This is a genomic window from Chitinibacter sp. S2-10 (assembly GCF_046530675.1).
In the GTDB taxonomy this organism is placed as follows: Bacteria; Pseudomonadota; Gammaproteobacteria; order Burkholderiales; family Chitinibacteraceae; genus Chitinibacter.
In genome coordinates, this window is record NZ_CP172558.1 from 235323 (window position 1) to 249844 (window position 14522).

A 14522-nucleotide genomic window follows, 5' to 3' on the forward strand; every position below is an offset into this window, starting at 1 on the left:
ATTAAGCACGTTCTAGGTTTATCTTGCTCCCGCCTGTTGAGGCGCAAAGTGGGCTGCCCACTCCGGCGAGAATTCAAAACTTCTCTGGATCGAATCTATCGAGGTATACCGCTCAAGAGTTTGCTAAAAAATGAACAGGGCGATATACCTGCAACGGTATATCGCCCTGTTTAATCAAGAAAAGACTTAATTGATTGAATCGGTACTGCTTGCTTGATAGCGCTCAGTCGGATTGCTCGAAAAATGAAACACCACGGCATTGGCAAACATCGGGTCAAAGCCTTTGTCGATCATGACCTCGACAATCGACTGCGCCAGACAACCGCGCTGCAGATTATCAATAATCCAGTCCTGCCATTCAGGGGTAATTTGCGTAAAACCGCTCATTGGAAATGGTTCTCCTCCATCCATTATTTATGCAGATCACCGCCCCGCTTGTTTGAATTTGTAGAATGCAGAACGGTCTCGCCAGAAGCCTGATTCGCAAAAAGCGAACGCACGCTTGCAGGCGGGCACATTATTCATCTTAACCATGACCTTGTCATTATTTCTTACACGTAGCTAGGCGCAATCGTCATGAAGATCACATCTATCGTGCGCCGCAGCACAGATAGACTGGCGGGCATCCATTGATCGTGTTAGCGGGCGCGAGCTGCTGCTGGCTGTGTTAGAATCGCGCCTTTGATTGATTGAGACCTACGGACGGGTTGGCATTATGGAACTTTCAGCACTGACCGCGCTTTCGCCGCTAGACGGCCGCTACGAAAAACAACTGGCCGATTTGCGCGCCCATTTCAGTGAATACGCGCTGATTAAAAATCGCGTCACCGTCGAAGTGGCCTGGCTCAAAGCGCTGGCCAGCGAAGCTGCTCTAACTGAAATCAAGCCGTTCTCGGCAGCCACGATTGCCGAGCTGGACGCCGTCGTCGCGCAATTCAGTACCGAACACGCGCTGGAAGTCAAAACCATCGAGCGCACGACCAACCACGATGTAAAAGCCGTTGAATACTGGCTCAAAGAGCGCCTGTCAGGCAATGCCGAAGTCTCTGCCGCCAGCGAATTTATTCACTTCGCCTGCACGTCTGAAGACATCAACAATCTGTCGCATGCCTTGATGCTCAAAGGTGCGCGTGAAGGCGTGATGCTGCCAAAACTGGCTGAAATCATCACCAAACTGAAAGAACTCGCGCACGAATTGGCCGACGCACCGATGATGAGCCGCACGCACGGCCAGCCAGCCACACCGACGACGATGGGCAAGGAAATGGCCAACGTCGCTTTCCGTCTGGAACGTCAACTGAGCCGCATCGCCAATGTTGAATTGCTCGGCAAAATCAACGGCGCGGTCGGTAACTACAACGCGCATTTGTCAGCGTATCCGGAATTGGATTGGGAAGGCTTCTGCCGCCGCTTTGTAGAAAGCCTCGGCATTACCTTTAACCCATACACGATCCAGATCGAGCCGCACGATTACATGAGCGAGCTGTACGACGATTTCGCGCGCGCCAATACGATTTTGATCGACATGAACCGCGACATCTGGGGCTATATCTCTCTGGGCTTCTTCAAGCAGAAAGTGAACAAAAACGAAGTCGGCTCTTCAACGATGCCGCACAAAGTGAACCCGATCGACTTCGAAAACTCCGAAGGCAATCTGGGCATCGCCAACGCCGTGCTGTTCCACCTCTCGCAGAAACTGCCTGTTTCACGCTGGCAGCGTGACCTGACCGACTCGACCGTCTTGCGCAATATGGGTGTCGGTCTGGGTTATTCATTGCTCGGCTTTGTTGCGGCATTGAAAGGTCTGAACAAACTGATGGCCAATCGCGACGCGATGATGTTCGACCTGAACAATAACTGGGAAGTCCTCGCCGAGCCGATCCAGACCGTAATGCGTCGTTACGGCGTGCCAAACCCGTACGAGCAATTGAAAGAACTGACTCGCGGCAAGACCGGCATCAGCAAGGAAGCGCTGGCGGTGTTCATCGACGGTTTGGCAATTCCTCAGGATGCCAAAGATCGCCTGAAAGCACTGACGCCAAGTACTTATTTGGGTACTGCCGAAGAGCTGGCCCGCCGTATTTAATAGCAGGCTTGGCTTGCAGAGCCTAAGTCAATAAAAACAGGCGCTTTGGGCGCCTGTTTTGACATCCATCGGATATAATCAGCCGCATGAATTCAATGAAGGTTCTGACAATGAATCGCAAAGTTATCGCCGCCAGCGCAGCAGGCCTTGTTCTGCTGGGTGCTGCTTATCTGGGTGGCAGCCAGTATGCTGGGCAAGCCGTTGAAAAAACCATGCTCAAACAGCACGAATGGATCAGCAAACTGCCCTATTTCATTGTCAAATCACACAGCTATCAGCGTGGCTGGCTCAGCTCGACTGAAGTGACGACGCTGCAAGTCAACCCCGAGCTATACCGTTTTCTGATTGAAAAAGAAGGCGAAACGCTGCCGACTTTTGAAGTCACTTACACTAATCACATCCAGCACGGCCCCTTGCCACTGCTCACCCGGCTGAATCCCATTCCGTACAAAGCCGTGGTGACGACCGAATTCAAATACTCGGCAGAAACAGAAAAATTTCTGGCCAAATTTTTCGGCGAACAAAAACCGATCAGCATCGAAAACCGCATTTCGTTTAACGATGATGGCGTAATGAAAATCAGCGTCCCGAGTTTTGATTACGAAGAAGCACTGTCGGGCGTCAAAGCCAAATGGCAGGGACTGGACGCTACATTGTCTTACGGTGGTGATTTCAACCGCATGCAGTTTAACGCCGACGTGCCCGGCCTTTCTGGCGAGGCTAAGGAAAAAGGCTCGTTTGCGCTGCAAGGGCTGAGCATCCGGCTGAACCAGAGCAAAGGCATCAACGGCATCATGATCGGCAGCAACACGGCGAAAATCGCGCAGTTTGCTTTCGATATGCGCGAAGGTAATCCGCTCAAACTCAAGCTGGAAAACCTCGTTTATCAAGGTAAAGTTGACGAGCAAGGCGACTTCATCAACGGCAGCGCACAAATCGATCTGACCAAACTCATCCTGAACGACAAACCTTACGGCCCGGCCGTGATGATTGCGCAAGCCAACCATTTGCACGGCAAAACGCTGGCCAAAATCAGCGACGAAGTCACGCTGCTGCAAAAACAGAAACTGAGCCGCGAACAACTGACCGAAGCGCTGGGCAAACTGGCCAAAGAGCAAGGTCTGCCGCTGCTGCAAAACGACCCAGAATTTGCAATCAAGAAACTCGAAGTCAAACTGCCTGACGGCAAAATCCATTTCTCCGGCTCGGTCGGTCTGAAAGGCTTTGTCGAAGCCGACCTCGAAAAACCCGTTGATCTGGTCAACAAACTCGACGCGCAAGCCGATTTTGCCGTACCACGCAAAGTCGTCGAAACGCTGGTGATGTGGCAGGCGCGCAATATGTTCAGCGGAATCGGTAGCAGCGAAGGAGGCCAAGTCAATCACGACGACATTGACTTTCTCGCCAGCCAGTTTGTCGAAGGCCAGATCAACAAGCTCGCCGACCAGAACCTGATCCGCGTCAACGGCGATCTGCTGTCGGCCAAAGCCTCATTGAAAGGCGGCAAGTTCATCCTGAACGACATTGCCGTACCGCTGCCGTGGGATCAGCCTGCGGCTGAGTAAATAATTTATGTTTGAAAAAATAAAACCCGCTGATGGCGGGTTTTATTTTGGCGGATCTCGACCCAAAGCGGCCCAGGATTGCACCGAAAAAACTCAACGAGTTTCTCTCTGGACAATGCCGAGAACGCGTTCGATTTCAGCAAGCGTGGTCACAAACCATTCAGTGCCCGGCGCCTCAGACTTCCATTGCCCAGATAGCTTAAGTAGATTCTGTATAGTGCGCTCCGTTAGCGATACTTTTTGCACTTGCCAAGACTTAAGAATTTTTGGCGGACTAAAAATGGCTGAACCTTTGCATTGGTCGGCGACACGCTCCTCAACATCACGGATGGTCATGCCAATCTTGATCGGAAATGGTTCGTTCTTGATTAGCTCAGGGAAAGTGAAGGCATAAATCCAACCATCTGTTGCTGGTCCGGTTTCTTCCGCAATTTCCTCGTCAATTCCATCTTCATTTCCTAGTCCCGTTGGCTCACCGCTTGGCATGCGATACCAACCACGCTCAACAAACTCGATAACATTGTTCTCCCTGCCAACGAACCGAACGTACCAGCGTATGGAGTCAAAAACAGATTCTGGGTTTCCGTTCGGCCTTAAATACGTTGCCTGTTGTTCGTCTTGCGTCAAATATTCATTTGTTATTGCCTGAATCATTGGGGACAACTGAAACGGCTGGCCGCTCTTGAACTCATCGCTTTCCGTAATACGTGGAAGCACCAAATACCGTGAGAATCGGTAGCTAAATCGACTTGATACCGTGTAATCCAACGGTCCAGTCGTTGTCTCAATCGGTTGAAGTGGCATTTGGAACTACTCCTTCACTGTATGGGGCGAAATGCCAATTATGCTTACGTCCACGGAAAAATTGCATCAACCATGTGGAGTCTCTACTTCTGGCCGGCAACTGCCAGTGACTTATTTTCAATGATTTTGTGTGCCGGCGGCACGATATTTTCAATGCGTGTTCCGCCACGCAGACAGCATGGCGGTATTGCGACCTTCAAGCCCCGGGGTGAGGTCGGCGCTAGCACCCCAACCCCAGACCAATAACCTATGGGTATGTCGCCACGGAACAATACTCTAGCTGGCTGCATTAAAATACCACGGCAGGTATGCACTAAGTAGCTGGCAATTACTTAGTCGCTTCGTCGATTTGTTTTTGCTGATCTGCCGCCTGCTGCTGCACTTCACTGCCCACCTCTTTGGCTTTGTCGAGCGCGGCGCGGGCGGGTTCGGCTATTTTTGGTCCGGTGTACGGCTCGTCTTTCTGTCCGCAAGCGGCCAGACCGAGGCTTAAAATGGCGATGGCGACGCAAGTTTTGTTCACTGGAAAGTCCTCATCGAAACAGTTTATTTTCATCTTCAAAATGCAGGGTATAACCACCAAAACCGGGCTATTCAATAGCCACAAAGCAATACCCTACTGAATAATTCCACCACCCAGGCAAACTTCGTCTTTGTACAAGACCATCGATTGCCCCGGCGTCACCGCCCACTGCGGCTCGTCGAACACCAGTTGCACGCCGCCTTCAATGTGAGTCAACGTGCATGCGCTGTCTTGCTGGCGGTAGCGGGTTTTGGCGGTGTAGCGACCTTCCGCTGGCGTTTCGCCCAGGATCCACGAGCAGTCTTTGGCGATGAGCAGCGGATTGAGCAGCAAGGGATGATCGTGCCCTTGCACGACGATCAGCTCGTTCTTTTCCATGTCCTTGCCTGCAACAAACCACGGCTCGACGCTGCCTTTGGTGCCGCCGATGCCCAGCCCCTGACGCTGGCCTAGCGTGTAATACATCAAGCCCTGATGCTCGCCCATGACTTTACCTTCGGGCGTGACCATCGCGCCCGGTTTTTTCGGCAGGTAGCGATTCAAAAACTCGCGGAATGGGCGCTCGCCGATAAAGCAGATACCGGTTGAATCTTTTTTCTTCGCATTCGGTAAATCAATCTTTTCGGCAATCACGCGCACTTCGGATTTGAGCAAATCACCGAGCGGGAAAACCGCGTGCGAGATTTGTTCCTGGCTTAAGCGATACAGGAAATAAGTCTGATCTTTGCTTTGATCCGCTGCACGCAGCATTTCGGTACGGCCATCTTCCCGCAAACGTGTTTTAGCGTAATGCCCGGTGGCGAGTTTGACGCCGCCGAGTTTGATTGCGTATTCAAGGAAAGACTTAAACTTGATTTCGCTATTGCACAGAATATCGGGATTCGGCGTGCGGCCGGCCGAGTATTCGGTCAGAAAATGGCTGAAAACGCGGTCTTTATACTCAGTGGCAAAATTGACCAGCTCAATATCGATGCCGAGCAAATCCGCAACGGCAATCGCGTCCATCGAGTCTTCTTTGATCGAGCAATACTCGTCGTTATTGTCGTCTTCCCAGTTCTGCATGAAAACGCCGTGCACTTCATAGCCCTGCTCTTTGAGCAAATGTGCGGTAACGGATGAATCAACGCCGCCGGAGAGGCCAACTACAATTTTGCTACTCATGAAGCTTTCCATTCAAATCAGTGTTCCCATCAAAATCGCGGATGATGTCGAGCGGGTAACGTCGCCCCGCCAGATAATCATCAATACAAGCCAAGAGCAGCGGACTGCGGTGCTGCTCGCTTCGCGCCACCAGCTCGTCACGCGTCAGCCACACCGCCGCTTCAATGCCTTCGTCGGCCAGCCCCAATTGGCGCTCGGCATCATGCTCGCCTAGCTCACCACAAAAGGCATAGCGCAGATAGGTCAGATCCGTGCCCGGCACGGTCCACTGATAAATGCCGACCAAGGCGCTTGGCTCAAAATGGTAGGCGGTTTCTTCCAGCGTTTCGCGCCGGCAGGCGGCGATGATAGCTTCGTTGGCATCGACATGACCGGCGGGCTGATTGAGTTTGAGCTGACCTTGAATGCGCTCTTCAACAATCAAAAAGCGTCCGTCACGCTCGATCACGGCGGCAACGGTGGTATTGGGTTTCCACATAATGACTTCCAGATTAATCGGATAATTTTACCTGATCGCGCCCCAAAAAACCCGTTCACACTGGTGATTGGACTGACGCTTATCGGTTCAGCAAGGCTTACGAACGATATCCATTGCTTATTTTTTCAGCACAGTGCTAAAGTGAATCCGTTGCCCCGACATGGGGTCGGGGCGACACGTACGGTTGTGCAAACAGGCTGGCACCGATGTGTCGGCGAGGCAGGAGACGACACTCCTGCAACGAGCTGCCCGAAAGGGGCAGCACCTGTCAGCAAAATCAGCGACGTAGATAGTGAAACCTTCAAGGAGTTCGCCATGCGATTCAACTTCATGGAAGGCTTAGCGAGTACGGTCAACGATGCGTTGATGAACTTGTTCCGGGCCTTTAAAAACCCTCTCAAACTGGATCACGAAGACGCGAGAAATCTCGCACTCGAGAACGCAGAACCATTTCGGTAGCTGGGACAAAAAGGCTGAATGATAGATAAAAGCACGGGGCGCAAGCCCCGTTTTTTATGCCCGCTGCGAGCCGTCCAAATTGCCCAACTCGGCCAGATATTGCTGGAGCGTACTCTCGCAGAGTTTCTGGCGTAACTGCTCGGACTCGCGCAAGGCCTTGAGCTCCAGCGCAGAATCTTTCACTTGCTCGGCCCATTTTGCCTGCTTGATCAGTAAACGCAATTGAATATGGCGCGATCCCGACCCGGCGGCAAAATCAATCGCCGCTTGCAGCTCTTTGAGCGCGCGGGCCAATTGTTGTCTGGCGGCATAAACATCGGCGCGGATACCGTAAATATTGGCCAAGGTCCAGGTATGGCAAGACTGCAGCGCATACGTCTTTGCTTCGTCCAGATGCACCAGGCACTCGTCCTGCTTGCCCTGCAGCAACAGCAATTCGGCAATGCGAAACAGGATTTCAGCGATATCGCTTTGGTGCTCCAGCTCTCGCGCCACCAGCAATGCCTCCTGATACGCCTGCATCGCCTCGTCATAACGTTCGATCCGGAACAGATTAACGCCCAGATTCATCAGGATATGAAACAAACAATGCCCGCGAGACAGACTGCGCACACGAGGCTCTGCTTTTTGCAGCAAGGCGGTCGCGGTCAGGCTATCGCCGAGCGCGTCATAAATTTGCGCAATGCCCAACTGAGCCCAGACCCACAATTCGATCTCGCCAAGCTGGTCGGCCAACTCAAGGCAATCGATCCAAGCCTGCATCGCGCGTCGGTATTCGGCGCGGGTATACACCGCACGACCGATCATATTGAGCAGTTGCGCCTGCTCCAAAAGCGCCTGATAACTGGACGCCAGTTGCGCTGCCTCAGCCAAGCGCTGGATGCTCGCTTCGGGATAACCATGCTGATCAATCACCTGACCATACTGCAGTGCAACCACAACAAAGGCCGCATCATCGTGTGCGGCGCGCGCCATCGCCAGTGCTGCTTCGCAGAAATTGAATGCCTCGTAACGATCAATCTGAACCAGTTGAAACATGCGTTCCACGGTTTCCTGTTGCTGAGGCAAAATGGCAGGCAGAGTCATTGCGGCTCGGGTCAAATCAGTGAGATGCGTCACTATATGCCCAGCCTTGTAAGAATCCAATAGCTGTCAGCAAAAACCTTACAAGCGGTCACGCCGGCGCGATTTGGCCGGATTTCAAAGCTGACTGAGGCCGCAATGAATCCGCCCTGCAAATAACCACATACCCAGCAGGGTATTAATCTGCAAGTACCGCTTACAAACAAAAAGGGCGATATACCCATTAAGGTAGATCGCCCCACATTGCTTGTATCAATCAAACATTCTCATCAGCTGCGGTATTCGGCATTGATCTTGACGTAGTCGTAAGAAAAATCGCAACTCCATACTGTGGCCTTTTGACTACCCCGATTGAGATTGATATTAATCGCGATCTCGGCCTTGTTCATCACCGCCTGCCCCATTTCTTCGCGATATTCAGGATTACGCCCGCCGTTGATCGCCACCAGCACATCATCCAGACGCACTTCGATGTTATCGACGTCCAGATCGTTAATGCCGGCATAACCAATCGCCGCCAGAATCCGGCCCAGATTCGGGTCAGACGCGAAGAACGCCGTTTTCACCAGCGGCGAGCGGCCGATTGCGTAGCCAACGGCCTTGCATTCGTCATAGCTTGCGCCGCCTTCGACGTTGATCGTGATGAACTTGGTCGCACCTTCGCCGTCACGCACAATCGCCTGCGCCAAGAACTGCGACACTTGCAACACCGCTGCGTACAGCGCGGCGTAGTCGGCACTGTTCGCGTCAACGATTTCAGCGTTGCCCGCTTGCCCCGTCGCAATCAGAATAAAGCTGTCGTTGGTGCTGGTATCGCCGTCAACGGTGATGCTGTTAAACGAATAATCAGCGGCGTTTTTCAACATGCTTTGCAGCAAATCCTGACTGATCGCCGCGTCGGTCGCGACGTAGCCGAGCATCGTCGCCATATTCGGGTGAATCATCCCCGAGCCTTTGGCGATGCCGGTCACCGTTACCGTTTTGCCGCCGATTTGAACTTGAACGCTAGACGCTTTCGGCACGATGTCGGTCGTCATGATGCTGCTCGCGGCTTGCGCCCAATTACTCGCCGAAAAATCGGCTTTGGCTTCTGGTAGCGCGGCGATGATTTTGTCAGATGGCAACGGCTCCAGAATCACGCCGGTTGAAAACGGCAAGACCTGATTGGTTTCAACGCCAAGTTCAGCCGCCGTTGCGGCGCAAATTGCTTGTGCGCGCTGCAGACCATCGACGCCTGTACCCGCATTGGCATTACCGGTATTGATCACCAGAGCACGGATTGATTGACCTGTAGACAGATACTGCAGGAGGTATTGCTGGCAGAGCCGCACCGGCGCCGCGCAAAAGCGGTTCAGTGTAAACACACCAGCGACTTTTGAACCCGGCGCAATGCGGAACAGCGTCACGTCTTTGCGCCCGACTTTTTTAATCCCGGCCGAAGCGATACCGATTTCAACACCGGCAACAGGATGCAGGGCGGCGGGGTCAAGCGGGGCGATATTGACGGGCATAATGGCTCCAGAAGCAGAATAGAGAAACGCTAAATCAGCGGACAAGCGCAATTGTATCGCAAGCACTGTGACGAATTAAGGCTTACCAAGATAAACAGTGCGTTTGCTACGAGAAACAATCGCCCAGCATCGCGTTAAGAGCGTGCTTTAAAAGTAGCGAGCGCCCGTCACACCGCTTCGGGTGCAGACGGAACGGCGAGGCCGGAGCGCAGCAAGCGGAATGTACGTTTTGTACATGAGGCTTCGTAACTGTTGGAGCACCACCCGAGCCGTTATCACGGGATGCGCACCCCAAGGGTACTTCCTGCGGGGCGCAGCACTTTTAAAACACGCTCGTGGGCAATTGTTTGCTATATCAATTCCCCACACTTTGGCACAATGCCGCTGTGAATACAGAAAACTATACTTTGCAGCCACTCGGCCATATTGCCACGCCGTTTGCCGATAAATTCGGCATTCCGCGTCAGCCTCGGCTCGCGCCGCACGCGATTGGTACGCTCAAACTATTACCGCCTTATAACCGCATCGAAAGCGTGCGCGGGCTGAGTGAATTTTCACACGTCTGGCTTAGTTTCATTTTTCACGAAGTCGCAGGACAATGGTCGCCGACTGTTCGCCCGCCGCGTCTGGGGGGCAATGCCAAGGTCGGCGTTTTTGCCAGCCGCAGCCCATTCCGCCCCAATTCGCTCGGACTGTCGCTGGTTGAGCTGCTCGACGTGGATACCCGCGATGGCGTGACGCTGCGTTTTGCCGGCGTCGATCTCGTTGACGGTACACCGATTGTCGACATCAAACCGTATATTCCCTTCGTAGAAAGTCTGCCCGGCGCGCACGGCGGTTTTGTTTCCGGTGCGCCAGAACAACTGACGGTGGTGTTTTCCGAGCCGGCCGAACAGCAAATCAGCACTGCTCCCGAAGCTCATTTACGCGAGCTCATTACCGAGGTATTGGCTCAGGACCCAAGGCCTGCTTATGCTAGCGACGTATACCGTATCTATGGTATGCGACTGTATCGCTATGACGTGAAATGGCGCTGCGACGGGCAAACCGCTTTTGTTGAATCACTCGACCTCATTGAACGGGTAGCATCAGAATGACCATGAACTATTTTCGCCATGCGGCGCTACTGATCAGCGCCATCACCCTCGCCGCCTGCAGCACCAGCCCGACGGCCTCGACAACGCCAGTCGCACCGGTCAAAACCCCACCGCCAGCGCGGATTGGCCTGGCGCTCGGCGGCGGCGCAGCCAAGGGTTTTGCGCATATCGGCGTCATCAAGATGCTCGAAGCCAACGGCATCAAGGTCGATGTCGTCGCCGGCACCAGCGCGGGCAGCGTCGTCGGCAGCCTGTACGCCAGCGGCATGGACGCGTTTGCGCTGCAGGAAAAAGCCTTCGCACTCGACGAGAGCCAGATTCGCGATCTGAATCTGCTCGGCGGCGGTCTGGTCAAAGGGCAAAAACTGCAGGATTACGTCAATCAGCTCGTCGGCAACCGTCCGTTTGAAAAACTCGCCAAACCGTTTGCCGCAGTCGCGACCGACCTCGACAACGGTGATCGCGTCGTTTTTCGTCGCGGCAACGTCGGTCAGGCGGTGCGTGCGTCGAGCAGCATTCCGGGGATTTTTATGCCGACTGTGATTGCCAATCGCAAATACGTCGACGGCGGCGTTGTCAGCCCGGTGCCGGTCGATGCGGCGCGCGAGCTCGGCGCCAATTTCGTCATCGCCGTCGATATTTCGGCCAAAGCAAGCGGCAAATCATCAACCAGCACACTGGGCATGATGAATCAGGCCATCGTCATCATGGGGCAGAAACTGGGAGCACAAGAACTCGCCCGCGCCGATGTCGTGATTACCCCCAAAGTCGGCAAAATCGGCGCCGCCGATTTCGACCAGAAAAACGTCGCAATTCTCGAAGGCGAAAAAGCCGCGCTGGCCGCATTGCCGATGATTCGCAAGAAACTGGCAGAAAGGAAATAAGGGTATATGACGCTAGAACAATCAAAATCTAACTCAGAGAGCGATACCCGCCTCCCCCATATCTGGGTCGACGCCGATGCCTGTCCGGTCGTGATCAAGGAAATTCTGTTTCGCGCTGCCGAGCGATTGCAACTGCCTACGGTGCTGGTCGCCAATCAGTTACTGCGCGTTCCGCCGTCCAAAGTCATCCGCGCCGTGCAGGTATCGCATGGTTTTGACGAGGCCGATCACTGGATCGTCGAGCAGGCTCAGCCGGGCGATCTGGTCATCACCGCCGACATTCCGCTGGCGGCGCGTACCGTAGAAAAAGGCGTCGCCGCACTCAATCCGCGCGGTGAGTTTTACAGCCTCGAAAATATCCGCGAACGCCTGAATATGCGCGACTTTATGGAAGAGCTGCGCAGCAGCGGCCAAGTATCGGGCGGGCCTGCGCCGTTCAACCAATCCGACCGTCAGGCATTCGGCAAATCGCTCGACCGATTTTTAGCCAAAATCAAACGCTAACCTGATTAGGTAGCTATCTCAGCTTCAACCGTAGGGTCGACTTTAGTCGACGAATTTGCTTGGCTAGTCGACTAAAGTCGACCCTACAACAAGCTGTTTAAGTCGCAAGCTGAGTTGAGTACCTAATCAGGAACGCTAAAGACGGCAAAAGTCTTTCACCACAGAGACACAGAGGCACGGAGAAAACCGAAGCCTCCTTGCTTTATGTGTCTCTGTGCCTCTGTGGTTCAAACAGGTTTTGTGACCGGCTCATTGCCTCGCCCGCCATTTGCCGCTACAGTGCCAAACATTACAGAACGATTGTTCCACAGCACGAAAATGGACTTCGCCAAACTCCCCGCGCCGCTACAGCAACGCCTCGCCAAAATCGGCATTTCGCGACCACTGGATCTGGTCTTGCACCTGCCTATGCGTTACGAAGACGAAACGCATTTGTACGCGATCGCCGATGCGCCGTTGGGTTCTGGCGTGCTGATTGAAGGCGAAGTTTTATCGTGCGAAGTGAACTACAAGCCGCGCAAACAGCTGGTCGCGCGCGTCAAGGACGCCAGCGGCTCGGTGATGGTGCGGCTGCTTAATTTCTATCCGAGTCAGGCGCAGCAATTGGCCGTCGGCAAACGCGTTCGGCTGTACGGCGAAATCCGCCGTGGCTATTTCGGCCCGGAAATGGTGCACCCGAAAATCCGCGTCGGCGGTGAAGTCAGCCTGCAAGAAGCACTGAGCCCGGTTTATCCGACCACAGCCGGGTTGTCGCAAGGTCAGCTCGCAACCTTGATTGCCAAGGCACTCAAAGCCGAGCCGCAGCCCGACACGCTGCCAGCGTCTTTGCTTGATGAAATCAATCTTCCCGACTTTGCGAACAGCGTAAAACTGCTGCACAACCCGACTCCCGAAATTCCGCAGATTTTGCTGACTGCCCGAACTCACCCGGCTTGGCAGCGTTTGAAGTTTGACGAACTACTCGCGCAGCAATTGTCACTACGCCTCGCACGCGCGGTGCGGCGCGAACGCACTGCGCCAAAAATTGCACCGGAAGGCCGATTGGCCGCGCAACTCGTTGGCGGCCTGCCTTTTGGCCTGACTGGCGCGCAAAAGCGGGTCTTGCTCGAAATTACCCACGATCTGAAGCAAAAACACCCGATGCAGCGCTTGCTGCAAGGCGACGTTGGCGCAGGTAAAACCATCGTTGCGGCGGTGGCCGCCTGCCACGCGATTGAAGCTGGTTTTCAGGTCGCGATGCTCGCACCGACCGAGATTCTGGCCGAGCAGCATTATCAGAAACTCACTCAATGGCTGACGCCGCTGGGCATCAAGGTCATCTGGCTGGCGGGCAGCTTAAAGAGCAAAGAAAAACGCGAAGCGCTCGCCGCAGCAGCCGACGGCAGCGCACAGCTATTGGTCGGCACGCACGCGATTTTTCAGGCCAGCGTTGAGCTCAAAAATCTGGGGCTGGCGATTGTCGATGAACAGCATCGCTTTGGTGTTGCGCAACGGCTGGCCCTGCGCGAAAAAGGCGGCAGCCCGCATCAGTTGATGATGTCGGCGACGCCGATTCCGCGCACGCTGGCGATGAGTTTTTACGCCGATCTGGACGTCAGCGTGATCGACGAATTGCCGCCGGGCCGCACGCCGATTGTCACCAAACTGATTTCGGACGCGCGGCGCGACGAAATTATCGAGCGCATCGCAGCCAAGGTGCAGGAAGGTCGGCAGGTATATTGGGTGTGCCCGCTGATCGAGGAGTCGGAAACGCTGCAATTGCAAACCGCGGTCGATACACATGCGCAACTATCGGAAGAACTGGAAGGAATCAGCGTTGGACTCTTGCATGGCCGAATGAAAGCCGATGAAAAAGCCGCGACAATGGCGGCGTTTTCACGCAACGAAATTCAGGTCTTGGTCGCAACAACGGTAATCGAAGTCGGTGTCGATGTGCCGAACGCCAGCCTGATGGTGATCGAGCACGCCGAGCGCATGGGCTTGTCGCAATTACACCAGTTGCGCGGCCGCGTGGGGCGTGGCGCGCATGCGAGCTTGTGCATTTTGCTCTACACCGGCCCGCTCGGCGACACCGCCAAAGCGCGGCTCAAGGTCATTTACGAGCACACCGATGGCTTTGAAATTGCGCGGCAAGATTTGCAGATTCGCGGCCCCGGCGAGCTGGCGGGCGTCAAGCAATCGGGCGTGCCGATGCTGCGCTTTGCCGATCTGGAAGCCGACGCCGACTTGCTCGAAATCGCGCGCGAAACCGCGGAGCAAATTCTGGCGCACAATCCGCAACTGGCGCTGCCGCACCTGGATCGCTGGCTACCGGGGCGCGAAGCCCTTCTAAAGGTTTGATTACAATCCATTTTAACCTACAGTAAC

At 54.3% G+C, this 14522-nt stretch carries 13 protein-coding genes; 6 read left to right on the forward strand and 7 right to left on the reverse strand.

Going from position 1 to position 14522, the window contains the following annotated elements:
* Positions 1 to 186: 186 nt before the first annotated feature.
* Complete coding sequence (locus ACG2XO_RS01125) at positions 187 to 387, reverse strand: hypothetical protein (RefSeq protein WP_410499010.1); 201 nt, start codon at positions 385 to 387, stop codon at positions 187 to 189.
* Between the two features lie 328 nt (positions 388 to 715).
* On the opposite strand from ACG2XO_RS01125, the gene purB reads away from it, so the two are divergent.
* Together purB and ACG2XO_RS01135 are read left to right on the forward strand one after the other, a co-directional pair.
* Entirely contained in the window at positions 716 to 2086 is a 1371-nt protein-coding gene (purB, locus tag ACG2XO_RS01130) for an adenylosuccinate lyase (protein WP_410499011.1), read from the forward strand.
* A gap of 110 nt (positions 2087 to 2196) precedes the next feature.
* Positions 2197 to 3651 (forward strand): YdgA family protein, encoded by a 1455-nt coding sequence (locus ACG2XO_RS01135; protein ID WP_410499012.1) that lies wholly within the window; start codon positions 2197 to 2199, stop codon positions 3649 to 3651.
* 93 nt (positions 3652 to 3744) lie between these two features.
* Here the strand turns inward: ACG2XO_RS01135 and ACG2XO_RS01140 are convergent, their stop codons facing one another.
* The 6 genes from ACG2XO_RS01140 to argJ all read right to left on the reverse strand — a co-directional run bounded on the left by ACG2XO_RS01140 (position 3745) and on the right by argJ (position 9670).
* Positions 3745 to 4455 carry a GIY-YIG nuclease family protein gene (locus tag ACG2XO_RS01140; RefSeq protein ID WP_410499013.1) on the reverse strand — a complete coding sequence of 237 codons (711 nt, stop codon included), beginning with the start codon at positions 4453 to 4455 and terminating at the stop codon, positions 3745 to 3747.
* A 328-nt stretch (positions 4456 to 4783) separates the two neighbouring features.
* Complete coding sequence (locus ACG2XO_RS01145; protein ID WP_410499014.1) at positions 4784 to 4978, reverse strand: hypothetical protein; 195 nt, start codon at positions 4976 to 4978, stop codon at positions 4784 to 4786.
* A gap of 93 nt (positions 4979 to 5071) precedes the next feature.
* On the reverse strand, positions 5072 to 6139 hold the full coding sequence (mnmA, locus tag ACG2XO_RS01150) for a tRNA 2-thiouridine(34) synthase MnmA (protein ID WP_410499015.1): 1068 nt from the start codon (positions 6137 to 6139) through the stop codon (positions 5072 to 5074).
* A complete protein-coding gene (locus ACG2XO_RS01155; protein WP_410499016.1) occupies positions 6132 to 6617 on the reverse strand; it encodes an NUDIX hydrolase in 486 nt (161 codons plus the stop codon). The genes mnmA and ACG2XO_RS01155 overlap by 8 nt, the downstream gene beginning before the upstream one ends.
* Positions 6618 to 7130: 513 nt before the next feature.
* Complete coding sequence (locus tag ACG2XO_RS01160) at positions 7131 to 8162, reverse strand: tetratricopeptide repeat protein (protein ID WP_410499017.1); 1032 nt, start codon at positions 8160 to 8162, stop codon at positions 7131 to 7133.
* Between the two features lie 266 nt (positions 8163 to 8428).
* Entirely contained in the window at positions 8429 to 9670 is a 1242-nt protein-coding gene (gene argJ, locus ACG2XO_RS01165; protein ID WP_410499018.1) for a bifunctional glutamate N-acetyltransferase/amino-acid acetyltransferase ArgJ, read from the reverse strand.
* Between the two features lie 386 nt (positions 9671 to 10056).
* Between argJ and tsaA the strand changes: the two genes are divergently transcribed.
* The 4 genes from tsaA (at position 10057) to recG (ending at position 14495) form a co-directional block, all read left to right on the forward strand.
* On the forward strand, positions 10057 to 10767 hold the full coding sequence (gene tsaA, locus ACG2XO_RS01170; protein ID WP_410499019.1) for a tRNA (N6-threonylcarbamoyladenosine(37)-N6)-methyltransferase TrmO: 711 nt from the start codon (positions 10057 to 10059) through the stop codon (positions 10765 to 10767).
* Between the two features lie 2 nt (positions 10768 to 10769).
* Positions 10770 to 11651: a patatin-like phospholipase family protein gene (locus ACG2XO_RS01175; RefSeq protein ID WP_410499020.1), complete on the forward strand. Its 882-nt coding sequence runs from the start codon at positions 10770 to 10772 to the stop codon at positions 11649 to 11651.
* A gap of 6 nt (positions 11652 to 11657) precedes the next feature.
* Positions 11658 to 12155 (forward strand): YaiI/YqxD family protein, encoded by a 498-nt coding sequence (locus ACG2XO_RS01180; RefSeq protein WP_410499021.1) that lies wholly within the window; start codon positions 11658 to 11660, stop codon positions 12153 to 12155.
* A gap of 318 nt (positions 12156 to 12473) precedes the next feature.
* Positions 12474 to 14495, forward strand: a complete 2022-nt coding sequence (gene recG / locus ACG2XO_RS01185; protein WP_410500216.1) for an ATP-dependent DNA helicase RecG — start codon at positions 12474 to 12476, stop codon at positions 14493 to 14495.
* Positions 14496 to 14522 lie beyond the last annotated feature (27 nt).

Bases quoted from the DNA above. Each gene is read 5' to 3' on its own strand.
- ACG2XO_RS01125 (WP_410499010.1), bottom strand. From the start codon at position 387: ATGAGCGGTTTTACGCAAATTACCCCTGAATGGCAGGACTGGATTATT.
- purB (WP_410499011.1), top strand. From the start codon at position 716: ATGGAACTTTCAGCACTGACCGCGCTTTCGCCGCTAGACGGCCGCTAC.
- ACG2XO_RS01135 (WP_410499012.1), top strand. From the start codon at position 2,197: ATGAATCGCAAAGTTATCGCCGCCAGCGCAGCAGGCCTTGTTCTGCTG.
- ACG2XO_RS01140 (WP_410499013.1), bottom strand. From the start codon at position 4,455: ATGCCACTTCAACCGATTGAGACAACGACTGGACCGTTGGATTACACG.
- mnmA (WP_410499015.1), bottom strand. From the start codon at position 6,139: ATGAGTAGCAAAATTGTAGTTGGCCTCTCCGGCGGCGTTGATTCATCC.
- ACG2XO_RS01155 (WP_410499016.1), bottom strand. From the start codon at position 6,617: ATGTGGAAACCCAATACCACCGTTGCCGCCGTGATCGAGCGTGACGGA.
- ACG2XO_RS01160 (WP_410499017.1), bottom strand. From the start codon at position 8,162: ATGACTCTGCCTGCCATTTTGCCTCAGCAACAGGAAACCGTGGAACGC.
- argJ (WP_410499018.1), bottom strand. From the start codon at position 9,670: ATGCCCGTCAATATCGCCCCGCTTGACCCCGCCGCCCTGCATCCTGTT.
- ACG2XO_RS01175 (WP_410499020.1), top strand. From the start codon at position 10,770: ATGAACTATTTTCGCCATGCGGCGCTACTGATCAGCGCCATCACCCTC.
- ACG2XO_RS01180 (WP_410499021.1), top strand. From the start codon at position 11,658: ATGACGCTAGAACAATCAAAATCTAACTCAGAGAGCGATACCCGCCTC.
- recG (WP_410500216.1), top strand. From the start codon at position 12,474: ATGGACTTCGCCAAACTCCCCGCGCCGCTACAGCAACGCCTCGCCAAA.